The organism is Geminicoccus sp., assembly GCF_036263595.1.
GTDB lineage: Bacteria > Pseudomonadota > Alphaproteobacteria > Geminicoccales > Geminicoccaceae > Geminicoccus.
Window position 1 is genome coordinate 19976 of sequence record NZ_DATAGQ010000204.1, and the last position, 25204, is coordinate 45179.

The following is a 25204-nucleotide window of genomic DNA, read 5'->3' on the forward strand; positions in this document are numbered from 1 at the left end:
GTCGAGCCTCGGCTGCGCTCATCAGATCATGACGTAGCCGGCAAGGTAGAGCCACAGCATCGCCAAGACTAGGGCCAGCAGGGTCATGGGCACGCCTGCCCTGGCATGGTCGAGGAAGCCCAGCCGCACGCCCTGCTCGGCAGCGCGCTCGACGGTGATGATGTTGGCCAGGCTGCCGATGATCAGGAGGTTGCCGGACAGGGTCGAGAGCGCGGCCAGCGCGTAGAGGGCGCCTGGCGGCAGGTCGGGCAGGATGCCCAGGATCAGCATCACGATCGGGACGTTGCCGATCGTGTTGCTGCCGATCAGGGCCAGCGGCGCCAGCACGCCCAGCCGGTCCGGAAGGAGGCCCGCCTGTTCCAGCCAGCCCACCGCAATCGTGGGAAGGCCCGTATCGGCCAGTGCCGTCGTCACCACGAACAGCCCGCCGAACAGGACCAGCAGGTGCCAGTCGACCAGGCCCAGCAGGCGCCTCGTCGCAAACCGCCGGCTCACCAGCAGGGCGCCGGCCACGACCAGCACGGTGGTCGTGTGGGGAATGGGCGTGGTGAAGCCCGCCAGCAGCACGACCGTCCAAAAGCAGGCCTTAAGCAGCGCGCTGCGCTCGACCGGCGGCAATTCGATGGCACCACCATTTCCGGCAGCTGGCACCAGTGCCTGGCGCCACTGCCAGCGCACCACGAGCCAGACGGCGACCAGCCCGGCCAGGGCCGGCGGCGCGCAGGCGGCGGCGAAGGCCCAAAAGTCGAGATGGCCGATCGAGCCGATCAGGATGTTCTGCGGGTTGCCGATCAGCGTGGCGGCCGAGCCGGCATTGGCAGCGCCGGTAAGCGCGATGAGAAAAGGGCGCGGGTCGAGCCCCCGGCTGGCCAGCCCGCGGCAGAGCAGCGGCGTGATCGCCCACACCACGACATCGTTTGCCAGCACCGCCGACAGCAATCCTGCCACCACGATCACCAGCGCCAGGATCGTGGCCGGGCTGGCCCTGGTCAGCGCGATGGCGGCAGCGACGCGGTCGTAGAACCCGCAGGCCGCGAACTGGGCGGAGAGAACCATCAGCCCAAACAGGACGACCAGGGTCGGAAAATCGATGGCCGCCAGGACGCGCTCGGCCGACACGGCGCCTGCCGCGAACAGCACGATGGCGCCGAGCAGGGCGATGCCAGTCCGGTCGATCCGCAGCCCCGGCCAGCGGCCGAACGCCATGCCGAGATAGACGGCGACGAACACCGCCAGCACGAGTTCCTGCAACGCCGTCTGCTCCCAAGCGGGCCGGACCATGGCCGCAGGTCCGCAGCGCCGTTCTTCCAGCCGCACGTGGGGAGCTTTCGGCGGCATGCTCGCAAGGCGCAAGCATCAGCAGATCGATTGTCTCGGAGCCTGGGTGTCGTTATTCCGAAGGCAGGGGCGACGCCGGCATGGTTCTTCCGTGGACCAGCACGGTCTCTCCGGGGAATGGGAGCGTAGAATGGTTCAAGGCGCACGCGTCGCACGTCCGGTATCGATGGTGGAGCGCGCCACGGCGGTGGTGGCCACGCTCCTTCTCGGCACCTTCCTCGTCTGGGGTGCCGGCTTCGCCAATTCCCAGGTCCTCCACGACGCGGCGCATGACGGCCGCCACAGCTTCGCCTTCCCCTGCCACTGATCGAGCAAGGCAAGGCGGCATGCTCACTCTGTTCCGGCGCTTTGCGACGGTCGGCATCGCGGCTGGCCTGTTCGCCGGCCTGATCGTCACGCTGCTGCAGGCGTTCACGACCGTGCCGCTGATCGTGGCGGCCGAAGTCTACGAGCAGGCGGCCGGCCACGAGCACGAGGCGTCGCTGGCACCGGGCTTCGTCCTGGCGTCGGCCGGGCCGGGCCTGGTGCTGGTGCATGGCGGCGAGCATCATGACGACGGCGAGCCGGGCGCCATCTCCTGGCAGCGGCGGATCTCGACGCTCGGCGCCAACCTGGTGGCCGGTGCCGGCTTCGGCCTGTTGCTGGCCGGTGCCATGGCGCTGGCCGGCCATGCCTATACGCCCCGAACCGCAGCCTTCTGGGGCCTCGCCGGCTTTGCGACCTTCGCCTTCGCCCCCTCGCTGGGCCTGCCGCCGGAACTGCCGGGGGCGGTGACCGCGGATCTGGCGGCGCGCCAGGCCTGGTGGCTCATGACGGCGCTTGCGACGGCAGCGGGGCTCTGGCTCGTCCTGCTGTCAGGCCGCACCATCCTGGCCGCCCTCGGCCTGGTTCTGCTGGCCGTCCCCCACCTGATCGGCTCGCCCTCGGCCGGCCTGCATGGCGGGGTGGTGCCGCCAGAACTCGCCGCCGAGTTCGTCACCGCGTCGCTGCTGAGCCAGGCGGTGTTCTGGGTCGTCCTGGGCTATGCCGTCGGCTGGCTCGGTGCGCGGCTGGATGCCCGCGCACAGCTCGACGAGGCCCTTCAGCCGGTCTGACCGTCGTCCCGCTTGGCCGTTCCCTGCAGCACCTCGACCGGAACCCCCATCGCCTCGGCAAGCCGCACCTGGGCGCTGCCGCGCCTGGCCGGCTGCTGCTGGCTGTCATGCGGCTTCCATCCCGTCACGTACAGGATGTCGAAGGTGGCCAGGATCCGGCCGTCCTCCCGGGCGAAGCGCTCGCGATAGATCTGGGCGGTCCGCAGCAGGACGTCGCGCCGGAACATGCCGCGCGGCCGGTCGAGCAGCGCACCGCCCTCGCCCATGGCCTGCAGGTCGTGCAGCAGGGCCAGGGGCTCCGCATAGCTCACCGTGATCCGGTCGACATCCGCCACCGGCAGCGCCACCTGCGCCCGCTGCAGCAGGGCCGCCGCGTCCTGGATGTCCACGAACGGCGCCACCAGCATGGACACGCCGCCCCGCACGTCCAGCTCGGCCTGCATCAGGGCGGTGCGCAGCTCGATCAGGCTCTCGCCGCCAAGCCAGGCCAGGAGCATCAGCCCGTCCGGCGCCAGGATCCGGCGGAGCTGCACCAGCACGCCCGGCAGGTCGTCGACATGGTGCAGCGCCATGACGCTGACCACGAGGTCGAAGCTGTCGTCCGCGAACGGCAGGAGTTCCGGCTCGGCCTGGACCTTCAGGCCCGGCCCCATGTCAAGCGCATCCGCCACCGGATCGACCGAGACGAGCAGGTCGGCAGCGAGGCCCGCTTGTGCCAACATCCCGGCCAGCCGGCCGCGCCAGCTGCCAAGCTCCAGCACGCGCGGGAACGGACGGCGGATGTCCGACAGCCGGTCGGCCACGCGTTCCGCGACCTCGTCCAGGAGAAACGGCTCGAATCGGCGGTCCGCCATGGCGCGCGTCCGGTTCCGGTGCACGGCGCGACGGTCGAACAGGCGCTTCAGATCGGTCATGATGCTTTGGCAAGCGGGGTGGACAGGCGGGAGCGGCCGGCAAAGCGCAGCCCCAACAGAACAAATGCGAGTGCCAGGCCCGTGAACAAGCCCCACCACAGGCCGATCACGCCCAGCCCCGCCGGAAAGGCCAGGTACCAGGCCACGCCGACCATGACCGGCCAGAAGCAGGAGACATGGATGACCGTCGGGATCCACGTGTCGCCCGTGCCGCGCAAGGCTGCCGTGACCACGCCCTGGCCGCTGTCGACGATCATGGTGGGGCCCACCACGAGCAGGGCCGTCGCCATCACGACGATCACCAGCGGGTCCGAGGTGTAGACGGCGCCGATCTGCTCGCGGAACAGGGCGATCAGCGGCGCCATTGTCACCATGATCGCGACGCCGATGCCGACGCCGACCCAGCCGGCCCTCGCGATCTCGTCCGGCCGGCGCCGCCCGGCTGCCCGCCCGACACGGACGGAGGTCGCCGTCGCCACGCCCAGGGTCAGCATGTAGAACAGAGCGTTCAGGTTGATCGCCGCCTGGTGCGCGGCCAGCTGGGCCGTGCCCAGCCATCCCGCCATCACCAGGATGAACTGGAAGGCGCTGCTCTCCAGGCCCTGCGAGGCGGCGAACGGGAAGCCCAGCTTGAGCAGTGCGCGCCTGATCGGTGCCACGGCACCCAGCGCACCTCGCACGCCATAGGCGCGGTGGCCTTTGAAGTTGAAGGCATAGAGGATGATCGCGGCCGTCATCGCCCAGCGCGTGATCGAGGTGCCCAGCGCCGCTCCCTCCGCACCCAGCGGCGGGATGCCGATCGGCCCGAACATCAGCAGCCAGTCGAGCAGGAGGTTCAGGATGTTGCCCAGCCACATGATCACCATGCCGGCATGCGGCCGCCCGATCGCCTCCAGGAAATAGCTGGTGACCGCGAAGATCAGCACGGCCGGCATGGCCAGCGCGAAGGCGCGCATCACCCTCGCGCCGCCCTCCACCACCTCCGGGCTCTGCCCGAGCCAGCCGAGCAGGGTCTCGCCCGGCAGGAGCAGGATGGCTGTGCCGATGCCGAGGATGGCCGTGTCCAGGCAGGCGATCCGCCAGATCCGCCCGGTCTCGTCCAGCCGGTCGGCACCCATCGCCTGCGCAACCAGCACCACCGTCCCGGTGGCAAGGCCGATGCCCAGCAGCATGAACAGGATGAACGGCGCGCTGCCCACGGCATAGAAGGCCAGCTCGTCCGCGCCAAAGCGCCCGGTCATGATCGTGTCGACCGCCGTCATTACCAGGATGCCGGCGCGCGCGGCCATCACCGGCAGCGCCAGCTTCAAGGTCTCGCGAAGGTCGACCAGCATCGAAAGCCACCCTGGCCGGGTTGATCTCCCGGCGTCCTTGTCAGTTCGCGATCATGTAGGAAGCGAGTCCGCCATCCTCGGTGCCCGCATGGAGTTGCCTGCCGTCCTTGGAAAACGTCAGCGCCGTGACCATCCCGGCGCCCGGGCTGTCCAGCGGGATCGCCCGGTCCGAGCCGAACGAGAGGAGCTTGGCACTGCCGTCAGCATGGCCGGCCGCCACGATCGACAGCGTCGGATGGAACGCCACCGCCGTCACCGGCACCTCGCAATAATCGCCCAGTTCCTGCGGCGCCTTGCCCATCGGCCCCTTGCCGGTGAGGTCCCAGACCACGACCGTGTCCGAGCCGCCCGTGCCCAGCTTCTTGCCGTCCGGCGAAAAGGCCATGGTGCGCGGCTTGGTCTGGTAGCCGGACATCCGCATGTCCTGGTTGTCCGCCAGGCGCCAGCCGTGGATTTCGTTCTCCTGCGTCGCCGTGACGAGATAGCGCCCGGTGGGGTCGAACCGGATCATCAGGTGGCTGGACTTCCAGGTCAGCCGCTTGGGCTCCTGCTTGGCCAGCTCCGTCCACCAGATGCTGGCCCCGCCATAATGCGCCACGGCCAGCCGCTTGCCCTTCGCATCCAGCGCCAGGTCGGCGATGGTGGAAGGATGGTCGGCGAACACCGCCTTCTCCCGTCCATCCCTGCCCAGCACCCGCGCCTCCTTGCCGGCCGCGAACACGGTGTTGCCGCCGGCGGGATCGGTCACGACCGCCGAGATCCACTTGCGCGGGATCTTGGCGAGTTCGACCGGATCCTCGCCGGGGCCCGAGCGCACCAGCCGGCCATCGTCGCCGCCGCTGAGTAGCGCCTTGCCGTCCGGGCTCACCGCCGCCGACAGGAGCGCGCCGTCATGCGCCGTGCTGGGCTCGACGAGCTTGGCCGCGAGGTCGGCCGGATCGGCCCACCAGACACGGCCGTCGCCCAGCGCGGCAGCGATGGTGGGGCCGATGACGTGGATCGCGATGACCGGCGCGCCGGTACCGATCACCTGCGCCGGCAGCCTTGGAGGAGCAGCCATCAGTTCGTCACGCAAGCGGCGAATGCCTTCTCGAGCGCCGCCCGGTCCAGCTGCCGGCCGATCAGCACGAGCCGACTCCAGCGCGGCTCGCCGTCCTTCCACGGCCGCTGGAAGTCCCCGTCGCGGATCATGTGCACGCCCTGGATCACGAAGCGCTCGCCCCGGCCCTTGATGTCCAAGATGCCCTTGTAGCGCAGGATGTTCTGCCCCTGCTCCGCCAGGATCTGCCCGAACCAGCGCTCGAACAGTTCCGGCTGGATCGGCCGGTCCGCCTTCAGCGAGACCGAGGTGATGCCGGAATGGGCAACATGGTCCTCGTCATGATGGTAGTGATGATCATGTCCATGGTCGTGGTGATGATGGTGGTCGTGGCCGCAATGCTCGTCATGCACGTGGCCATGATCGTGGTCGTCGTGGCCGTGCTCGAGGAATGCCGGGTCCAGTTCCAGGATGCGGTTCAGGTCGAAGGCGCCCTGGTTCAGCACCTGATCCAGCGGCACGCTGGAGTTGCGGGTCTCGTGAATCTTGGCGAACCGGTTGATCGAGCGGATCTCGCGCCGGACCGCCGCCAGCTCGTCGGCATCGACGAGGTCGGTCTTGTTCAGCAGGATCACGTCCGCGAACGCGATCTGGTCGACCGCTTCCTGGCTGTCCTCGATCCGCTGGCGGACATGCTTGGCGTCGACCACCGTGACCACGGCATCGAGCTTCGACTTCCGCGCCACGTCCTCGTCGACGAAGAAGGTCTGCGCCACGGGCGCCGGGTCAGCGAGACCGGTCGTCTCGATCACGATCCCGTCGAAGCGGTCGCGCCGCTTCATCAGGCCCTCGATCACCCGGATCAGGTCGCCGCGCACCGTGCAGCAGATGCAGCCATTGTTCATCTCGAACACTTCCTCGTCGCTCTCGACGAGGAGGTCGTTGTCGATGCCGATCTCGCCGAACTCGTTGACGATCACGGCGTACTTCTTGCCGTGCGGTTCGGTCAGGATGCGGTTGAGGAGCGTCGTCTTGCCGGCACCGAGATAGCCGGTCAGCACGGTGACGGGGGTCTGATCGCTCATGCTCGTTCTTCCAAGGATTTGGCCGCGCGTCAGGTCCGATAGGCGAACTTGTCGCGAAAAGGTAGCGCCCCGGCGAACCGGGCACGGCTGCCCAGCTGCTCCTCGACCCGGATGCCCTCGTTCCACTTGGCCATCCGCTCGGAGCGCGTGAAGCTGCCCACCTTCAATTGAGGAACGCCCCAACCGACCGCAAGATGCACGATTGTGGTGTCCTCGCTCTCGCCAGAGCGCGCCGAGACGATCGCCCCCATGCCGGCTGCCTTCGCCGCCTCCCAGGCCGCCTTCGCCTCGGTAAGCGTGCCCCGCTGGTTCGGCTTCACCAGCACGGTGTCGCACTGCCGCTGCTCGGCGGCCGTTCGAACCCGCCTGGCCTCCGTCACCAGGAAGTCGTCGCCCACCACCTGCACCCGGTCACCCAGCGCTGCCATGAAGGCCTGCATCCCCTGCGGGTCGTCCTCGGCCAGCGGATCCTCCACCGAGACGATAGGATAGCGCCCGATCCAGCCCTTGAGCACCTCGATCATGCCGGCGGCGTCCAGGTCGCGCCCGTCGCGCGCCAGGCGGTAGCGTCCGTCCCTGCCGAACTGCGTCGATGCCACGTCCAGCGAGATCGCAACCTGCTCGAACGGCCGGTAGCCGGCCCGCTCGATGGCGCGTGCCAGCATGCCCAGCGCCTCCTCGTTGGAGTCGAAAAGCGGCCAGAAGCCGCCCTCGTCCGCCACGCCGGCAAGCTTGCCGGCCTCCTTCATGAGCCCGCCGGCCGCACGGTAGATTTCCGCCGTCCATTCAAGCGCTTGCGCGAAGGAATTCGCACCGGGGCACACCACCATGAAGTCCTGGATGTCCAGCCGCCCGGCCGCGTGCGCCCCACCGCCGAAGATCTGGATCTCCGGCAGGGGCAGCGTGTCCACCGCCTCGCCCCCGAGCCAACGCCACAGCGGCACGCCCTCGCTGCCCGCCGCCGCATGCGCTGCCGCCATGGAAACGGCGATCGTGGCATTGCCGCCGAGCCGGGATTTCTCCGCCGTTCCGTCCAGCTCGATCAGGATCCGGTCGAGGGCTTCCTGGTCGCGGACGTCCTGCCCGCGCAGCGCCTCTGCCATGGGGCCGTTCACCGCGTCCACCGCATGGCGCACATCCATGCCACCGAACGCCTCGCCACCATCGCGACGGTCGAGCGCCTCGCCCGACCCGGTGGACGCACCGGCCGGCGCGATCGCCCGCCCGAGCGGGCCACCTGCCGTCACGATATCCGCCTCGACGGTGGGCCGCCCGCGGCTGTCCCACACCCGGCGGCCCACGACCCGTTCGATCCGATGGCTCAAATCACCGTCTCCAGCGCCCAGGCCTCACGGATTGCCGCGAGCCGGTCCGGCACATGCGCCAGGAAATGCCGCGCGACCTTGCGCACCTTGTCCTGGTCGTCCGGCGCGTGGAGATATTCGACCGGCGACTTGCCGTCGACCCGCGCCAGCAGCAGCCCGGGCAGCAAGGCCGCCGTCCGCTCCTCCAGCCGGTCGCGCCGCTCCCAGACCACCTCGGCGAGGTAGGCCTCCGCCAGCGCATCGAACGCGGACAGGTAGGCCTCGGCGCTCGGCCGCCGCCACAGGCATTTCAGGAGCAGATGATTTAGGCAGAACGCGAGGTCGAAGGCCGGGTCGCCGAACCAGGCGCATTCCGCATCCAGGAACACTGGCCCCCTCGGTCCGATCAGGATGTTCTTCGGGCTGACATCGCCATGGACCAGCGCGATCTTCGTTGCCGCCGTCGAGCGCGCCAGCCCCCTGAGCTGCCGCCCGAGATCCGGATGCAGCTCGGCCGTCGCCAGCAGGTAGGGCTCCAGCCGGATGTCGTGGAAGATCCGGTCGGTGGGGAAGGTCTCGGCCACCTCCGTGCGGCCGGCTGTTCCCGCATGCACCGCGGCCAGGGCCAGCCCGACTGCCCAGGCATGGTCCATGACCACCCACCCTTCCATGAGCATGGCCTTCCACAGGGGATGGTCCTGCGGGTCGAGAAAATTCATCACCAGCGCGCCGGCGATCACGTCCTGGTGCAGCAGCTTCGGCACCGCCGATGGGGCGTGCCGGCGCGCCTCCTCCATCCAGGCCGCCTCGAACCCGTTGCGCTCCACAGGGGCCTGCCAGTCCTTCTGGACCCGCAGCTGGCGCAGCGCCCGCTTGACCGCGACCGCCCCGTCTGGAAGGTCGACCCGCCAGATGTCGGAGCTGACACCACCGGTGAGAGGCTTCATGGCCGGATCGGCGCTGATGTTCCACAAGCCTGCACGGCGCAGCACCGCAAGGATGGCGGCGTCGGTGGCTGGAGCTGTCACGGTCCGTCGCATCGTTTGTTCTACTGTCCGACCGAGGTGATCCGGATGCTTGGCGTGCTGGTTTATCAGGCGGATCCTTGGCTCGAAAGCCGACTGGAAGGCCTGCCGTTCCCGGTAAGGACGGTGGCACCCCGCCAGAAGGACGCCGTACTCGCGGCGATGGCGGAGGCCGACATGCTCCTCCACGCCCTGGATCCGGTGACGGCCCGGCACATCGAGGCCGCGCCCAAACTCAAGCTGATCCAGAAGATCGGCGTCGGCGTGAACACGATCGACCTGGAAGCGGCCAAGGCCCGCGGCATCGCCGTCTGCAACATGCCGGGCACCAACACGGCCGCGGTTGCCGAGCAGGCGCTCCTGCTGATGCTCTCGGTCCTGCGCCGCGTCGTCGTCCAGGACCGCGCATCGCGGGCGGGCGAAGGCTGGTCCGACCGGATCCAGGCCGCCGGTGCCTATGGCGAGCTGGCCGGGCGCACGGTTGGCTTCGTCGGCTTTGGCGCGGTTCCCCGCCGCCTTGCGCCGGTCATGGAAGCCCTGGGTGCGAAGGTCCTGCGCTGGCACCGCTCCGAGGCGGAGGGCCAGCCCGGCGAGCGCGTCCAGGTCCTGGAAGACCTGTTCGCCCGTGCCGACATCATCTCCACGCACCTGCCGCTCCTGCCCGACACCGCCCGGATCGTGAACGCCGACACGCTGTCCCACGTCCGCCCCGGCACCATCCTGGTCAACACCGCCCGTGGCGGCCTGGTGGACGAAGCGGCGCTGATCGCCGCCCTGGATGACGGGCGCCTGGCCGGTGCCGGCCTGGATGTCCTCGCGGTCGAGCCGTTCGAGCCGGACAACCTGCTGCTCCAGCGGGACGACGTGGTGCTGGCCCCGCACAGCGCCTGGCTGACGCGGGAAACCTGGGACCGCTCCTTGGCCGTGATCGTGGAGAACACGCGGCGGCTTGGCAGCGGCGAGCCGCTGCTGCACCGGGTCGTGTGATCGAGCTGTTGAGGACAAAGGGCTGGTCGTGCGATGATGGAGGGCTCTCGAATGGCCTGCCGGCCATCGGCGCACCCTCGTCGCATGATCGGAAACTGCATGAACGAACCCAAGAACAGCCAGCAGCGTCAGCTAGTTAGATAATATTCGACAATTGGTGCTTGCGCTGACCACTTGGCCGCCGACCTTGAACGGTTCCAGTTCCTGCCGCATCTAGGCCCTCATGACCGCCCTGCTCCGCACCACCTGCCCCCATGATTGCCCCTCCGTCTGCGCCCTGGAGGTGGAGCGGCGTGCCGATGGCACGATGGGCAAGGTGCGCGGTTCCAACCGCATCGACTACACGGCCGGCACCCTGTGCGTGAAGGTCAGCCGCTATGCCGAGCGCTACCATCACAAGGACCGGCTGGCCTACCCGCTCCTGCGCACAGGCTCCAAGGGCAGCGGCCAGTTCACCCGCATCGGCTGGGACGAGGCGCTGGACCGCGTGGCGGACGGGCTGCTCGCGGCCGAGCACCGCCACGGCGCGGAGGCGGTCTGGCCATACTTCTATGCCGGCACGATGGGCTATGTGCAGCGCGACGGGATCGAGCGGCTGCGCCACGCCAAGAAGTACAGCCGGCAGAAGAGCACGTTCTGCGTGACCCTATCCGACGCCGGATGGCGGGCGGGCTACGGCAAGCGCTGGGGGGTCTCCCCGGTCGAGGCGGGGGAGCATGCCGACCTCTGGCTGATCTGGGGCACCAATCCCGTCAACACCCACGTCAACATGATGAACCACATCGCCAAGGCGAAGAAGCGCGGCGCCAAGGTCATCGTGGTCGACGTCTACAAGACCGGCACCGCCGACATCGCCGACATCCATCTGAGCCCGCGGCCCGGCACGGATGGTGCGCTCGCCTGCGGGATCGCGCACGTCCTGTTCGCCGAAGGCTATGCCGACCGCGACTACCTCGCCCGCTTTGCCGATCTTCCGTACGAGCGCCTGGCGGAGCATTTCGCCGCCCGCTCGCCGGAATGGGCCGAAGCCATCTGCGGCGTGCCGGCCGAGCGCATCCGCGAGGTGGCCCGCCTCTATGGCCAGGCCCAGGCCTCCTATCTGCGCGTCGGCTACGGCTTCACCCGGCAGAAGAACGGCTCGGCCGCCATGCACGCCGTGTCCTGCCTGCCGGTGATCACCGGCGCCTGGGCCAGGAAGGGCGGCGGCGCCCTCTACTCGATGGGCGACATCTACGGCCTGGATAAGACGCTGATCGAAGGCTTGGACGTGAGGGATCCGGCCGTGCGCATCCTCGACCAGTCCCGCATCGGTCCCATCCTCGCGGGCGACCGCCACGACCTGGGCGACGGCCCGCCGATCCATGCGCTGTTCATCCAGAACACGAACCCCGCGGTCGTTGCCCCGGAAAGTGCCCTGGTCCGCCAGGGCTTCCTGCGCGACGATCTATTCACCGTGGTCCACGAGCAGTTCATGACGGACACGGCAAAGCTCGCCGACATCGTCCTGCCCGCCACCATGTTCGTCGAGCATGACGACCTCTACACCGCCAGCGCCCATGCCAACGTGCAGGTGACTAGAAAGCTGTTCGAGCCGTTCGCGGAGTGCCGCTCGAACCATCAGGTGATCTGCGACCTGGCCGGGCGTGTCGGTGCGGAGCATCCGGGCTTCGCGATGACCGAATGGGAGTTGATCGAGGACATGCTGGCCAAAGCCGGCCTGCCCGACGCCCGGACGATCTTCGAACAGGGCGGCCACGACCTCCTGCCCCAGCGCGACGGCGGCCATTTCCTGGACGGCTTCCCGACGCCGGACGGCCGGTTCCACTTCGCGCCGGACTGGGCGGCGCAAGGGTCCAACCACACGGGCATGCCGCCCCTGCCGGATCACCAGCCCGTCATCGAGGAGCCCACGGCGGAGCACCCGTTCCGGCTAGTGGCGGCCCCCGCGCGCCAGTTCCTGAACTCCAGCTTTACGGAAATGGCGAGCGGCCGCGCCCGCGAGGTCCGGCCGACCGCCCTGCTCCATCCGGACGCGATGCTGCGCCTGGGGCTGAACGACGGCGACCCGGTGCAGGTCGGCAACCGCCGCGGCGCCGTGCTCGTCCATGCGAAGGCACGACCCGGCCAGCATGAAGGTACCGTGATCATCGAAGGCATCTGGCCGCGCGGAGGCTTTGCCGACGGCGAGTGCGTCAACACCCTGATCTCGGCGGAGCCCGGCTTCCCGAACGGCGGGGGCGCGTTTCACGACACGGCGGTGTGGGTCCGCAGGGTGACAGTCGAACTGCAGACCGCCGCCTGATCCCAGCGTTCGACAGGCTGCTCGGAACGCTCCGCGGCCCTACCCGTTCTGGTTCCACAGCCGACCCCCGCTGTTTCGGGCGGGTCACGAGCATGCCGGAGCGGACGACCGATGACGCCAGCCACGCCCCCGCCTGAATCTGGCGTCGTGCGCTCCCGTCTCGATGCGCCGCCGGGAGGCGCCCCGCGTGCGGGCTGACTTGGCTGGCCCTCCCCGGTTCCTCCTCCTGGGTGCCTGCCTCGTCCTTGCAGGCTGCAGCGGTCCCCAGTCCTCCCTGGATCCGGCCGGCGAAGCGGCCGAGCGGGTAAGCGAACTCTTCTGGCAGATGCTGACCGGTGCCGCCGTCATCTGGTGCATCGTGATCGGCGCGTCCGTGCTCGCTTCCTATCGCGGCAGCCGGACCTGGGATGACCGCACCGCCTTTCGGGTGATCCTCTGGGGTGGTGCCGTGTTCCCGACCATCGTGCTGGCCGGCCTGCTCGTGCACGGCCTGCGCCTGATGCCGGAACTGCGCGCGGCTGGTGGCGACCTCAGGATCGAGGTGGAGGCCCGCCAGTTCTGGTGGCACGTCACCTACCATGCCGAAGGCCGTCCGCCGATCGTCAGCGCGAACGAACTGCGCATGCCGGCCGGCGGAATCGTCGAGGTGGTGCTCACCAGCCCCGACGTGATCCACTCCTTCTGGATCCCGGCGATCGCCGGCAAGACCGACGCCATTCCCGGTCGCACCACGCGGCAGATGCTGAAGCCCACGCGCCCCGGGATCTATCGGGGTGCCTGCGCCGAATTCTGCGGCAGCTCGCATGCCCTGATGGCGATGACCGCCGAAGTGATGACGCCCGAACGGTTCGAGGCCTGGCTGGACGAGGAGGGCGGCCCCGCCAAGCCGCAGGCCTCCGCGGGCGAGCAGGTGTTCCAGCAGGCGGGCTGCGGAGCCTGCCACACCGTCCGCGGCACCCCGGCCAACGGAACCGTCGGCCCGGATCTCACCCATGTCGGAAGCCGCCATGCCATTGGTGCCGGCATCCTGCCGAACTCGCCGGAGGAGATCGCCCGCTTCGTGGCTCATGCCGACGAGGTGAAGCCCGGCATCGACATGCCCTCCTATCGCATGCTGCCGGAGCAGGACCTGATGGCGTTGGCTACCTGGCTGGCAGGTCTCGAATGACGATGGAGCATGCCGCGGACGAGGCCGCTGACCTCGAGAGGCAACAGGTCCAGGAGGACCGGCTCCGCAGGGTCTGGGAAACGCCGTCCGGCTGGCGCTACTGGTCGGCCGTGAACAATTCGGAAGTGGGAGTCTGGTACACCGCGACCTCGTTCTTCTTCTTCCTGTTCGCGGGCGTGCTGGCGCTCATCGTGCGCGCCCAGCTGGCGGTGCCGGACAACGATCTCGTCACCGCGCCGTTCTACAACCAGCTGTTCACCCTGCACGGCACGATGATGATGTTCCTGTTCGCCGTGCCGATCTTCGAGGCGGTGGCGATCCTCATCCTGCCGCAGATGCTGGCCGCACGGGACCTGCCCTTCCCGCGCCTTTCCGCCTTCGGCTACTGGTGCTTCCTGATCGGCGGCGTGTTCGTCGCCGGCTCGATCTTCTTCAGTTCCGCGCCTGACGGCGGCTGGTTCATGTACCCGCCGCTCACCACCAACCCGGAGACGTCCGGGATCGGCGCGGACATCTGGCTGCTGGGGCTGTCCTTCATCGAGGTGGCCTCGATCGCCGCGGCGGTCGAGCTGATCGTGGGCGTCTTGAAATGCCGCCCGCCCGGCATGCGGATCAACCTGATCCCGCTCTACTGCTGGTACGTGCTGATCGTGGCGGGCATGATCCTGTTCGCCTTCCCGCCCTTGATCGCCGGCGACATCCTGTTCGAGATGGAGCGGCTGTTCGACTGGCCATTCTTCAACCCGGAGCGCGGCGGCGACCCGATCCTCTGGCAGCACCTGTTCTGGATCTTCGGCCACCCCGAGGTCTACATCATCTTCCTGCCATCGATCGCACTCCTCGCCATGATGGTGCCGACCTTCGCGCAGCGGCCCATCGTCGGCTACGGCTGGATCGTGCTCGCGGCCGTCGGCACGGGCTTTTTGAGCTTCGGCCTTTGGGCCCACCACATGTTCACGACCGGCCTGCCCGCGATCTCGCTGGGCTTCTTCTCGGCCGCGTCCGAAGCGGTCGCGATCCCGACCGGCGTCCAGATCTTCGTGTTCGTCGCGACCATGCTCGCTGGCCGGGTCGTGTTCTCGATCCCGATGCTCTACGCCAGCGGTGCGCTTGCCATCTTCGTGTTCGGCGGCCTCACCGGGGTGATGGTCGCGCTCGCCCCCTTCGACTGGCAGGCCCACGACACCCACTTCGTCGTGGCGCACCTTCACTACACGCTGATCGGCGGCATGTTCTTCCCGCTGGTTGCCGGCGTGTACTACTTCTATCCGTTCCTGATGGGCCACATGCTGTCGGAGCGCCTGGGCAAGTGGGCGTTCTGGCTGATGTTCTCAGGATTCAACATCGCCTTCCTGCCCATGCACTTCACGGGCCTGCGGGGCATGCCAAGGCGGGTGTTCACCTATCCCGAGGGCCTGGGCTTCGACTGGCTGAACATGGTGTCGACTGTCGGCGCCTTCATCATGGCAGCGGGCGTGCTGGTGTTCGTGTGGGACGTGGTCCGTCCGTTCAGCTGGAAACCCAAGGCGCCGCGCAATCCATGGAACGCCGGCACGCTGGAATGGGTGGCCGGCAATCCTAGTGAGCCATGGGGCATCCGCTCGGTCCCCATCATCACGACCCGTTACCCGCTCTGGGACCAGAAGGACCTCATCCGGAACATCGACGAGGGCCGCTACTTCCTGCCGGATGCCGAAGAGGAGAAGCGCGAAACGCTGATCACCGGCGTGCTCGATGCCGAGCCGATCCAGGTCCTGCGCCTTCCCGGCAACTCCTTCCTGCCGATGTGGGCCGCGATCTTCGTCGGCGGCTCGTTCATTGCCGCGACGTTCCACTGGTGGATCCCGACCATCCTCTCGGGCGTGATCGGCATCTTCGTGATCATGGCGTGGCTCTGGACCGGGACGTCGATGATCCCGGAGAAGCCCGACAAGGATGCCGGCCGCGGCAAGCACCTGCCGCTCTACGCCTCGGGCCCGCGCTCGGTCGGCTGGTGGGCGATGTTCATCACGATGGTCGGCGACGCCACCGCGTTCGCCAGCCTGGTCTTTGCCTATTTCTTCTACTGGACCATCCACCCGGACTTCCCGCCGCCCGACGCCAAGGGTCCGGGCGTCTTCCTTCCTCTTCTCTCGGCCGCGCTTACGCTCGGGGCCTGGATCTGCATGCTCCTGGCCCGGCACCGCAATGCGATCGGGAACAGCGGGCAAGGCCTCTTCCTGCTGTGTGCCAGCGCGGCGCTGGCTGCAGCATCGGGCGCAGCGCTGCTGGCAGCCCCTTGGTTGACCGGCCTCGCCCCCACCACCGACGTCTATGACGCCACGGTCTGGGTGCTGGTGCTCTGGACGGTGGTCCATGTCGCGGTCGGCATCCTGATGCAGTTCTACTGCATCGCGCGCAGTCTGGCGGGCAAGCTCACGCCCGAGCACGACATCGATCTGCAGAACGTCACGCTCTATTGGCATTTCGGCGCCATCACGGTGGTCGTGACCGCGCTGGTGATCGCCCTGTTCCCCCTGGTGGCCTAGGAGGCGCGATGCTGTTCTGGCGTGACCGGGCGGACCTGTGGACCCTGATCACCCCGCCGACGGTGTGGGCGATCCACTTCATGGTCTGCTACGGCATCGCAGCCGTCGAGTGCGCGAAGTCCGGCATGCAGTCGGACCTGTTCGTGACCCAGGTCGCCATCTCGGTCGCGACGGTGGTGGCACTGGCGCTGATCGGCATGTCCGGCCTGTTCGGCTACCGCCACTGGGGCGTGGGCTCGGAACTGCCGCCCTATGATGCGCCGACCAGCGAGCAACGCGAACAGTTCTTGGGCGTGTGCATTCTCCTGGTCAGCTGCCTCAGTTTCGTCGGCGTCGTTTTCGTCGCCCTGCCTCCGGTCTTCATCACGGACTGCCGCTGATGCGCTGGCGGTGGCTGCTTGCAGGCGTGCTGGTACTGGCGGCCTTATGGCTGGGGCCACTGCGGCCTGCAGCCAGCCATTCGTTCACGGCGCACATGACGATCCACATGGGCGTCGTTGCCGTTGCCGCCCCCCTGATCGCCACGAGCATCGCTGGCACGCGCTTCGACCCTTCAGCCCGCCATCCGATCCTGTTCGGGCCGCTGCCGGCGTCGCTGGTCGAGCTGATCGTGGTCTGGGGCTGGCATGCGCCGGCCCTGCACGAGGCGGCAAGGTCCGAGCCGGTCGTCTTCCTGATCGAGCAGGCTTCGTTCCTGGCTTCCGGGCTCCTCGTCTGGATCGCCTGCCTGGGCTTTGCGGCCAGCGGCAGGACCGGACGGAGCCTGCTTGGCACGTTGGGCCTCCTCTTGACCTCGATCCACATGACGCTGCTGGGCGCCCTTCTGGCCTTTGCGCAGCGGCCCCTGTTCGGCCATGCCGGCCTGCATGGGTTGGACGACCAGCAGCAGGGCGGGGTCGTGATGCTGCTGGTGGGCGGGGCTTCCTATCTGATCGGCGGCCTCGTGCTGATGGCGCGGGTCCTGCGCGAGCCTGCCGGCGCCAACGAACGCGGAGCCCCCTCATGATCATTCGGCTGCGCTACGTCCTGTGGGCCGGCTTGGCTGCCGCGATCCTGGCCTTCCTCGTCGGCTGGTCGGGCATCGTCGGCATCCGCGCCAGTTCCGGCCACTGGCTGATCACCGACGTCGTCCTCCACTGGGCGATGCAGAACTCGGTGCGCACGGACGCGCTCGACGTCACGGCGCCGCCGAATCTGGATGATCCCGCGCTGGTGCGACGCGCTGCCGGCCATTTCGAGACGAGTTGCGCCTTCTGCCACCGTTCGCCCGCGAGGCAAGAACGCGCCCTGCCCAGGCGCATGACCCCGCCGCCGCCGTTGCTCACCCACGCGGCCCGGGACTGGACGCCCGAGCAGTTGTTCGTGATCGTCCAGCATGGCGTGAAGTTCAGCGGCATGCCGGCCTGGATCTCCCTGGACCGTGCGGACGAGGTGTGGGCGATGGTGGCCTTCCTCCGGCAACTGCCGGAGATGGACGCGGCCACCTACGAGCAGCTGGCCTTCGGCGAGGCGCTGAATGGACAGGGCCGGCCGGAGGACCCGGTGCTGGACGGCTGCATGCGCTGCCACGGCAGCGATGGCGACAGCGACGGCGGGGCGTTTCCGGTGCTCGCTAGCCAGCGGGAGGACTATCTCGTGCGGACGCTGCAGGCCTTCTCGGAGGGCAGGCGGGCGAGCGGCATCATGCAGTACGCAACGGCCGGCCTGAGCCCTGAGGATCTGGCACGTGCCGCGCATCATTATGCCGGGCAGCCTCCCCCATCGCCGTCAAAGGGGCAGGAATCAGCAGAAGCGGTCGAGCTCGGCCGCGCCATCGCCACCAACGGGATCCCGGAGGAAGGGGTGCCCGCCTGCCAGTTCTGTCATCGGACCGAGCCTGTCCGCAACCCGATCTTCCCACTGCTGGAGGGCCAGGAGAAATGGTACCTGGCCACCCAGCTGCGCCTTTGGAAGGATGGCGTCCGCGGTGGCACGAATTATCAGGAGATCATGAGGCAGGTGGCGCGACATCTGAGCGATGAAGAGATCGATGCCTTGGCCGCCTTCTACAGCTCCGAGGATCGCGCACCTGCCCTGACCTCGGCAGAACCTTGAGAAGCAGCCATCCTCGTCGTTGACAGGGCGACGACCCTGGCTATAGTCCGCCAACCGTCCGGATAGCCATATCCGGCGTGCCGTGTTGTGCGGCACGTTCCGACCGCAGGATCTTCGTCCCATGTACGCAGTCGTTAAGACCGGCGGCAAGCAGTACCGCGTGACCCCGAACGAGGTGATCCGCGTCGAGCTGCTGCCCGTTGAAGCTGGTGCCACCGTTGAGCTTACCGAAGTCCTGATGGTCGGTGGCGACTCCCCGGTCGTCGGCTCCCCGCTCGTCGCCGGCGCGCGGGTGACCGCGACGGTCCTCGAGCAGGACAAGGACGACAAGATCATCGTCTTCAAGAAGCGCCGCCGGAAGCACTATCGCCGGCGCACCGGTCATCGCCAGATGAAGACGGTGCTGCGCATCCAGGAGATCCACGCAGCCTGATCGGCAGCGTGCACGACATCGGGGCTTCGGCCTTGTTCGGCAAGAGCATCGTCTCCAGCTAAGGGAGACGATCCAATGATGGAGACATCCCATGGCGCATAAAAAGGCCGGTGGTTCTTCGCGGAACGGTCGCGATTCGGCCGGTCAGCGCCTCGGCGTGAAGAAGTTCGGCAGCGAGGCGGTCGTCGCCGGCAACATCATCGTCCGCCAGCGCGGCACGAAGTGGCATCCCGGCACGGGCGTGGGCCTTGGCCGCGACTACACGATCTTCGCGCTGCAGGACGGCCAGGTGAAGTTCCACGACGGCACCAAGGGCCGGAAGTTCATCTCGGTCGTCTCGCCGAAGGCAGCCGCCGAGTAGAATCCCGGTTCATCACTTTGCAGGTGACATGACGGCCGGGATCTGCCCGGCCGTTTTTGTTTGGACATGACACGATGCGCTTTCTCGACAGCGCCAAGATCTGGGTCCAGTCCGGCCATGGCGGCGCCGGCTGCGCATCGTTCCGCCGCGAGAAGTTCATCCCTGACGGCGGCCCCAACGGTGGCGACGGCGGCAAGGGCGGCTCAGTCATCGTGGTCGCGTCCGACGATCTGAACACCCTGATCGACTTCCGCTACGCCCAGCACTTCAAGGCCGAGCGCGGCGAAGCCGGCATGGGTGCGGAGCGGCATGGCCGCAACGGCAAGGACCGCGTCATCACCGTACCGGTCGGCACGCGCATCCTGGCCGAGGACAAGGAAACGATCATTGCCGACCTGACCGAGGACGGCCAGCGGCTCGTGCTGTGCCGCGGCGGGGACGGCGGGCGCGGCAACACCCATTTCAAGACCTCGACCAACCGGGCGCCGCGTCGGGCCGAGCCTGGCTGGCCTGGCGAGGAGCGCTGGATCTGGCTGGAATTGCGGCTCCTGGCGGATGCAGGCCTGGTCGGCCTGCCGAATGCCGGCAAGTCCACCTTCCTGTCCGCCTCCTCCCGCGCCCGGCCGAAGATCGCCGATTACCCGTTCACGACGCTCGAGCCCAAGCTCGGGACGGTCACCATCGACCATGACGCCTTCGTGCTGGCGGACATTCCGGGGCTGATCAAGGGCGCCTCGGAGGGAGCCGGCCTCGGCGACCGGTTCCTCGGCCATGTCGAGCGCTGCGGCGTCCTCATCCACCTGATCGATGGCACCGATGCGAAGATCGCCCAGAACTACAAGACGATCCGCAAGGAACTCGAGCTCTACGGCCATGGCCTGGCCGACAAGACCGAGATCGTCTGCCTGAACAAGGTCGACGCGCTCACCAAGGAACAGCTACGGCGCAAGGCGAAGAGCCTGGAGCAGGCCTGCGGCCAGGCGCCGATGCTGATTTCGGCCGCTACGGGCGAGAATGTCCGGCCGGTGCTGCTGCGCGCCTACGAGCTCGTGAAGCAGGCACGTGCCGAGGCGGCTGCCGCGAAGGCCAAGGTGCTGGAGGTTTCGTGACCTCGCCCTTCCGGGTCCGGCGCCTGGTCGTCAAGGTCGGCTCTTCCTTGCTGGTCCAGCCGGACGGCAACGTGCGCAAGTCTTGGGTCGATTCGCTGACCTCCGATCTGCGCCGCCTGCGCATGCGTGACACCGAGGTCATCGTGGTGAGCTCGGGCGCCATTGCGCTGGGCCGGCGCGTGCTGGGGCTGCCGGCCGGCACCCTGCCCCTGGAGCAGAAGCAGGCGGCCGCTGCGGTGGGCCAGATCCGCCTGGCGGCGGCCTGGGCCGACAGCCTTGCCGTCCATGACCTGCCTGCGGCGCAGATCCTGCTGACCCTTGACGACACCGAGGCCCGACGGCGCTACCTCAATGCCCGCTCCACCTTTGCGGCCCTGCTGGCGCAAGGCGCCGTGCCGGTGGTCAACGAGAACGACACGGTGGCCACCAGCGAGATCCGCTTCGGCGACAACGACCGGCTGTCGGCACGGGTCGCGGTGATGGCGTCGGCTGAGACACTGGTGCTCCTGTCCGACGTGGACGGTCTCTACACGGCCGATCCGCGTCGGTCACCGGACGCCGGGCACATCCCGGTCGTCGACGAGATCACGCCGGAGATCGAGGCCATGGCCGGTGGCGCCGGTACCGCCGTCGGGACCGGCGGCATGGTCAGCAAGCTGGTGGCAGCCAGGATCGCGACACGCGCCGGCTGTTCGGTGGTGCTGACCAGGGGCGACTCGCTGCACCCGCTGAACGCCGCCGAGGAAGGCGCCCGCTCGACGCTGTTCCGTGCCAAGGCCAGCCCGCACGGCGCCCGCAAGCACTGGATCGCCGCAGCGCTGGGTGTCAGCGGCGTGGTCGTCGTGGACGAGGGCGCTGCCCGGGCGCTGCTCGCGGGCAGCTCGCTCCTGCCTGCGGGCGTGCGCTCGGTCGAGGGGCGCTTCGAGCGCGGCGACGCCGTGCTGATCCGCTCGCTGGATGGCCGGGATGTTGCCAAGGGCCTCATCGCCTACGATGCCGAGGATGCCGTGAAGATCGTGGGATTGCGCAGCCACGACATCGAGCGGACTCTGGGCTATCGTGGCCGTGACGAACTCATTCACCGCGACGACCTGGTGCTCTTGTAGCGAGGAGTAGGTGCTGTGGCCGACACCGACATGGCGGACCTCATGCAGCGGATCGGACGCCGGGCCAAGGAAGCCGCCGCGGCACTGGCCCTGGCACCGCGTCATCTCAAGGACGCCGCCCTGACGCGCGCGGCCGGTGCGCTGCGTGCGGCGCAGGATGAGATCATCGAAGCCAACCGCAAGGACCTGGCAGCCGGCGAGGCGGCCGGCTTGAGCAAGGCGCTGATGGACCGCCTGCTCTTGAACCCGTCGCGGGTCGAATCGATGGCGGCCGGGCTGGAGGTGGTGGCGGGTCTGGCCGATCCGGTCGGCAGGGAACTCGCTCGCTGGCGCCGGCCGAACGGGCTGGACATCGCGCGGGTCAGCGTGCCGCTGGGCGTGGTCGGCGTGATCTACGAGAGCCGCCCGAACGTGACCGCCGATGCCGCGGCCCTCTGCCTGAAGGCCGGCAACGCCGTGATCCTGCGTGGCGGCTCGGACAGCTTCCACAGCTCGCGCGCCATCCACGCGGTGCTGGCCAAGGCGGTTGCGGACGCGGGCCTGCCCCAGGACACCGCGCAGATGATCCCGACGACCGATCGGGCAGCCGTGGGCGCCCTGCTGCGGGCGGGCGAGCATGTCGACGTGATCGTTCCGCGCGGGGGCAAGTCCCTGGTGGCGCGCGTCCAGAACGAGAGCCGGGTGCCCGTGTTCGCGCACCTGGACGGCAACAACCACACCTATGTCCATGCCAGCGCGGATGCAGAGATGGCTCAGGCCCTGGTCCTGAACGCCAAGTTGCGGCGGACCGGGATCTGCGGCGCCACGGAAACCCTGCTTGTCGACCGGCCCGTCGCTGGCCGCCTGCTGCCGCCGATCCTGGACACCCTCGCTGCACGCGGCTGCGAGATTCATGGCTGCGGCGAGACCTTGGCGCTCTGGTCACGGGCCCTGCCTGCCACCGAGGACGACTGGCGCACCGAATATCTGGACGCCGTGCTGGCGGTGAAGGTGGTGGCGGACCTGGACGAGGCCATCTCTCATGTGAACCTTTATGGCAGCCATCATACCGACTGCATCGTCGCTCGGGATGTCGACGCTGCCGAGCGCTTCCTGAACGAGGTCGACAGCGCGATCGTGACCCACAATGCGTCGACGCAGTACGCGGATGGTGCCGAGTTCGGCTTCGGCGCGGAGATCGGAATTGCGACGGGGCGGCTGCATGCACGCGGGCCGGTCGGCCTGGAGCAACTCGTGACCTACAAGTATCAGGTACGAGGCAGCGGACAGTGCCGGCCTGGCTGATGCCCTGCATCCATCGCCACCACCTCATGCGTAGTAGCCTCGAACCTGCCGCTGTCGTGAGGTCGAGGTCATGGGTCGGCTTGGCGCCGAGCCGCTGCGGGCCTATTCCACCTGCAGATGCGAGCTCGCGAGATTAAAGCACCATCTGACAGCGAAGCTTCCGAGAAGCCGCTGGACGCCCTGTTGCAGAAAGTCGGGCAACAGGACGCGGCCGCCTTCAAGGAACTCTATGCGGCGACAGCCTCCCGGCTGCTCGGCGTGGCCATGAGGATCGTGCGCCGCCGCGAGGTGGCGGAGGACGCGTTGCACGATGCGTTCGTGCGCGTCTGGTGGCATGCGTCGAGGTTCGATCCTGCCCGGGGCCCGGCCCTGGCGTGGATGATCACGATCGTGCGCAACAGTGCGATCAACCACATCCGCAAGACAGCGCGCGAGACGGCGCTGGAAACCGAGGTGGATGGGGAGGCCGACAGCCTGCTCGACCGCATGGCCGAGGTACCGGGCATACCTGCGGCCGACCGGATCGGGCTCGCACGCTGCCTCCAGGAGCTGGAAGCCGGGCCACGGCAGTGCGTCGTCATGGCGTTCGCCGATGGCTGGAGCCACGAGGAACTTGCGGAGCGGCTGGGCCATCCGCTCGGCACGGTCAAGAGCTGGATCCGCCGCAGCCTCCTGCGCCTCCGGGAGTGCCTGAGCGCATGAGCGACCTTCCTTCCGATCGTGACGATCTCGATGCGGATGCCGGAGAGTACGTGCTCGGAACACTCTCCCCGGAAGATCACATGCGGTTCGAGATGCGCCTGCGGACCGATCGGCAGGCGCAGGCGGCCGTGGCCTATTGGGAGAGGCGCCTCTCGCCCCTGGCTGGCCTGGCCGCCCCAGCTGAACCCGACCCGCAGCTGTTCGGCCGCATCGAGCAGACCATCAACCGGCAGGCTCGTCCAGCACGGCCCGGCCGGGTGCTGGTGCCGGCGCGCACGCGGATCTGGAACAACGTCACGATCTGGCGGAACGCTGCGCTGGCGGCTGGGCTGGCGGCAGCAGCATTCGCCGGTCTGCTCCTGATCCGGCCACTTCCTCAAGGTGGCGGTCCTTCCTATGTCGCGGTACTCGACAATGCCGAGGGAGCACCGGTCTGGCTGGTCACCGCCGATCCGGCCAATCTCACCATCTCGGTGGATCCGGTCGGCCAGTCACCGAACGATAGCCGTGTGCCAGAGCTTTGGCTTATCCCCGAGGGCACCGACACGCCGATCTCGCTGGGCGTGCTCGGCGGCCACCGCACGACGGCCGTCATCGACGCGGATCGACTTGCCCAGATCGGCGAGGGTGCAGTGCTGGCCGTTTCGCTGGAGCCGCCCGGCGGTTCTCCCACCGGGACGCCGACAGGCCCCGTTGTGCAGCAGGGCAGGATCGTTCCGTATCTGCCCTGACTCGCCGCCGAATAGCTTGCTTCGGACCGCAACTCTCAGTTCAACCGGCCGTTCAAGTGACGCAACACCAGCGATCGAGCGAGCGCGAAAGGACATGTCCACGATGGCGGACGCCAGCGGCGGGACCGGCGAGTTCAACGAGACGGACAGCCCGATCAGGACCGGCATCCGCGGCCGTTGCCCTAGGTGCCAGAAGGGGCACATCTTCGCCGGCTACCTCCGGCTCGCGAAGAAGTGCGACGTGTGCGGGCTCGACTTCTCCTTCGCCGACCCGGCCGACGGACCGGCCTTCTTCGCGATGTCGGTGGTAGGCGTGCCGGCCCTGGTGATGGCGGTGTGGCTGGACCTGGCCTTCGACGCGCCCTACTGGGTTCAGCTGGTGACGACCTTTCCATTGACCATCCTGGCCTGCATGGCACTGTTGCGACCGCTCAAGGGCTGGCTGGTCTGCTCGCAGTACTTCCACCGCGCAGGCGAAGGCCGACTGGTGAGGCCGGAGTCAAAGGATCGGTAGGCGGCACCTGCCGGCCCTGCAGGGATGATCTCTCCTGACAGCGTCACCCACTGGACCGGTGTTCGATGGATCCCGTTTCCCTGCGCCGCCCCGTGGCTCGCATCGCTCGGCCGGCCATGTCGCCGGCGCAGCCCCTGCCGCGCGCCGTGCCGCGTGTCGGCTTGTTCGGCGGCTCGTTCAACCCGGCCCACGATGGTCACCTGCATGCGACCCGCGAGGCGTTGCGCCGTCTCCGGCTCGACAAGGTGGTGTGGCTGGTCTCGCCGCAGAACCCGCTCAAGACCAGGAGCGGCATGGCCTCGTTCGCCGACCGGTTCGCCAGTGCCAGGCGCGTAGCTGCGGCCGACCCGCGGATCGAAGTCAGCGACTATGAGGAACAGAAGAACCTGCGCTTCTCCGTCGACACCATTACCGGTCTCGCACGCGACCCAAGCAGGCGGCACGTCTGGATCATCGGCGCCGACAATCTGATCCAATTGCCGCGCTGGAAGCACTGGCTTCGACTGTTCCATGCCTGCCCGGTTGCGGTCATCGCCAGGGCACCATATCTTGAGCGTGCTGGACTGGGTCTGGTTGCCCGGCGCTTTGCCGGCGCTCGCCTCGACGAGCGCCAGGCTCATGTGCTGGCCGACCTCTGCCCGCCGGCTTGGGTATTGTTGCACCATCCGCTGCACCCGGCGTCGTCGACCGCTATTCGGCTGCGCGCCGAGGCGGCCTGGCAGGAGAGATCGAAATAGCCAGATCAGGCAATG

Annotated in this window: 25 protein-coding genes; 18 read left to right on the forward strand and 7 right to left on the reverse strand. The window is 68.4% G+C overall.

Features of this window, described 5'->3' with window-relative positions:
* Window positions 1-21 precede the first annotated feature (21 nt).
* Entirely contained in the window at window positions 22-1281 is a 1260-nt protein-coding gene (locus VHL31_RS22720; protein ID WP_329663530.1) for an SLC13 family permease, read from the reverse strand.
* A gap of 187 nt (window positions 1282-1468) precedes the next feature.
* Here VHL31_RS22720 and VHL31_RS22725 point away from each other — a divergent pair, with 187 nt between their 5' ends.
* Together VHL31_RS22725 and VHL31_RS22730 are read left to right on the forward strand one after the other, a co-directional pair.
* Complete coding sequence (locus VHL31_RS22725) at window positions 1469-1645, forward strand: CbtB domain-containing protein (RefSeq protein WP_329663531.1); 177 nt, start codon at window positions 1469-1471, stop codon at window positions 1643-1645.
* A gap of 19 nt (window positions 1646-1664) precedes the next feature.
* On the forward strand, window positions 1665-2432 hold the full coding sequence (locus tag VHL31_RS22730; protein ID WP_329663532.1) for a CbtA family protein: 768 nt from the start codon (window positions 1665-1667) through the stop codon (window positions 2430-2432).
* Here VHL31_RS22730 and VHL31_RS22735 read toward each other — a convergent pair.
* Genes VHL31_RS22735 through VHL31_RS22760 form a run of 6 tightly spaced genes read right to left on the reverse strand, consistent with a single transcriptional unit; the run spans window position 2420 to window position 9136 of the window.
* Entirely contained in the window at window positions 2420-3346 is a 927-nt protein-coding gene (locus tag VHL31_RS22735) for a class I SAM-dependent methyltransferase (RefSeq protein WP_329663533.1), read from the reverse strand. The genes VHL31_RS22730 and VHL31_RS22735 overlap by 13 nt on opposite strands.
* A complete protein-coding gene (locus VHL31_RS22740) occupies window positions 3343-4680 on the reverse strand; it encodes an MATE family efflux transporter (RefSeq protein WP_329663534.1) in 1338 nt (445 codons plus the stop codon). The genes VHL31_RS22735 and VHL31_RS22740 overlap by 4 nt, the downstream gene beginning before the upstream one ends.
* 40 nt (window positions 4681-4720) lie before the next feature.
* Window positions 4721-5755, reverse strand: a complete 1035-nt coding sequence (locus tag VHL31_RS22745) for a hypothetical protein (protein ID WP_329663535.1) — start codon at window positions 5753-5755, stop codon at window positions 4721-4723.
* Entirely contained in the window at window positions 5740-6804 is a 1065-nt protein-coding gene (locus tag VHL31_RS22750) for a GTP-binding protein (protein WP_329663536.1), read from the reverse strand. Before VHL31_RS22750 ends, VHL31_RS22745 begins: the two co-directional genes overlap by 16 nt.
* A 29-nt stretch (window positions 6805-6833) precedes the next feature.
* Window positions 6834-8129 carry a phosphopyruvate hydratase gene (gene eno, locus VHL31_RS22755; RefSeq protein ID WP_329663537.1) on the reverse strand — a complete coding sequence of 432 codons (1296 nt, stop codon included), beginning with the start codon at window positions 8127-8129 and terminating at the stop codon, window positions 6834-6836.
* Window positions 8126-9136: an aminoglycoside phosphotransferase family protein gene (locus VHL31_RS22760; protein WP_329663538.1), complete on the reverse strand. Its 1011-nt coding sequence runs from the start codon at window positions 9134-9136 to the stop codon at window positions 8126-8128. The genes eno and VHL31_RS22760 overlap by 4 nt, the downstream gene beginning before the upstream one ends.
* Window positions 9137-9181: 45 nt before the next feature.
* Here VHL31_RS22760 and VHL31_RS22765 point away from each other — a divergent pair, with 45 nt between their 5' ends.
* The 16 genes from VHL31_RS22765 (at window position 9182) to VHL31_RS22840 (ending at window position 25189) form a co-directional block, all read left to right on the forward strand.
* Window positions 9182-10120, forward strand: coding sequence for a 2-hydroxyacid dehydrogenase (locus tag VHL31_RS22765; RefSeq protein WP_414653807.1), 939 nt, complete (start codon window positions 9182-9184; stop codon window positions 10118-10120).
* A 223-nt stretch (window positions 10121-10343) separates the two neighbouring features.
* Complete coding sequence (locus tag VHL31_RS22770) at window positions 10344-12422, forward strand: molybdopterin-dependent oxidoreductase (protein WP_329663540.1); 2079 nt, start codon at window positions 10344-10346, stop codon at window positions 12420-12422.
* A 187-nt stretch (window positions 12423-12609) separates the two neighbouring features.
* Complete coding sequence (gene coxB / locus VHL31_RS22775; RefSeq protein WP_329663541.1) at window positions 12610-13590, forward strand: cytochrome c oxidase subunit II; 981 nt, start codon at window positions 12610-12612, stop codon at window positions 13588-13590.
* On the forward strand, window positions 13587-16118 hold the full coding sequence (ctaD, locus tag VHL31_RS22780) for a cytochrome c oxidase subunit I (RefSeq protein ID WP_329663542.1): 2532 nt from the start codon (window positions 13587-13589) through the stop codon (window positions 16116-16118). The genes coxB and ctaD overlap by 4 nt, the downstream gene beginning before the upstream one ends.
* An 8-nt stretch (window positions 16119-16126) precedes the next feature.
* On the forward strand, window positions 16127-16498 hold the full coding sequence (locus VHL31_RS22785; RefSeq protein ID WP_329663543.1) for a transmembrane prediction: 372 nt from the start codon (window positions 16127-16129) through the stop codon (window positions 16496-16498).
* Complete coding sequence (locus tag VHL31_RS22790) at window positions 16498-17124, forward strand: cytochrome c oxidase assembly protein (protein ID WP_329663544.1); 627 nt, start codon at window positions 16498-16500, stop codon at window positions 17122-17124. Before VHL31_RS22785 ends, VHL31_RS22790 begins: the two co-directional genes overlap by 1 nt.
* Complete coding sequence (locus VHL31_RS22795; RefSeq protein WP_329663545.1) at window positions 17121-18212, forward strand: c-type cytochrome; 1092 nt, start codon at window positions 17121-17123, stop codon at window positions 18210-18212. Before VHL31_RS22790 ends, VHL31_RS22795 begins: the two co-directional genes overlap by 4 nt.
* 121 nt (window positions 18213-18333) lie before the next feature.
* Window positions 18334-18645: a 50S ribosomal protein L21 gene (gene rplU / locus VHL31_RS22800; RefSeq protein ID WP_329663546.1), complete on the forward strand. Its 312-nt coding sequence runs from the start codon at window positions 18334-18336 to the stop codon at window positions 18643-18645.
* A gap of 91 nt (window positions 18646-18736) precedes the next feature.
* A complete protein-coding gene (gene rpmA / locus VHL31_RS22805; RefSeq protein ID WP_329663547.1) occupies window positions 18737-19006 on the forward strand; it encodes a 50S ribosomal protein L27 in 270 nt (89 codons plus the stop codon).
* A gap of 74 nt (window positions 19007-19080) precedes the next feature.
* Complete coding sequence (obgE, locus tag VHL31_RS22810) at window positions 19081-20115, forward strand: GTPase ObgE (protein WP_329663548.1); 1035 nt, start codon at window positions 19081-19083, stop codon at window positions 20113-20115.
* Window positions 20112-21221, forward strand: a complete 1110-nt coding sequence (proB, locus tag VHL31_RS22815) for a glutamate 5-kinase (RefSeq protein WP_329663549.1) — start codon at window positions 20112-20114, stop codon at window positions 21219-21221. The genes obgE and proB overlap by 4 nt, the downstream gene beginning before the upstream one ends.
* Window positions 21222-21251: 30 nt before the next feature.
* Complete coding sequence (locus tag VHL31_RS22820; RefSeq protein WP_349262531.1) at window positions 21252-22505, forward strand: glutamate-5-semialdehyde dehydrogenase; 1254 nt, start codon at window positions 21252-21254, stop codon at window positions 22503-22505.
* 183 nt (window positions 22506-22688) lie between these two features.
* Window positions 22689-23207: a sigma-70 family RNA polymerase sigma factor gene (locus VHL31_RS22825; RefSeq protein ID WP_329663551.1), complete on the forward strand. Its 519-nt coding sequence runs from the start codon at window positions 22689-22691 to the stop codon at window positions 23205-23207.
* Window positions 23204-23938, forward strand: coding sequence for an anti-sigma factor (locus VHL31_RS22830; RefSeq protein WP_329663552.1), 735 nt, complete (start codon window positions 23204-23206; stop codon window positions 23936-23938). Before VHL31_RS22825 ends, VHL31_RS22830 begins: the two co-directional genes overlap by 4 nt.
* Window positions 23939-24041: 103 nt before the next feature.
* Window positions 24042-24452, forward strand: coding sequence for a DUF983 domain-containing protein (locus VHL31_RS22835; RefSeq protein WP_329663553.1), 411 nt, complete (start codon window positions 24042-24044; stop codon window positions 24450-24452).
* Window positions 24453-24517: 65 nt separating this feature from the next.
* Window positions 24518-25189: a nicotinate-nucleotide adenylyltransferase gene (locus VHL31_RS22840; RefSeq protein ID WP_329663554.1), complete on the forward strand. Its 672-nt coding sequence runs from the start codon at window positions 24518-24520 to the stop codon at window positions 25187-25189.
* Window positions 25190-25204: the final 15 nt, after the last annotated feature.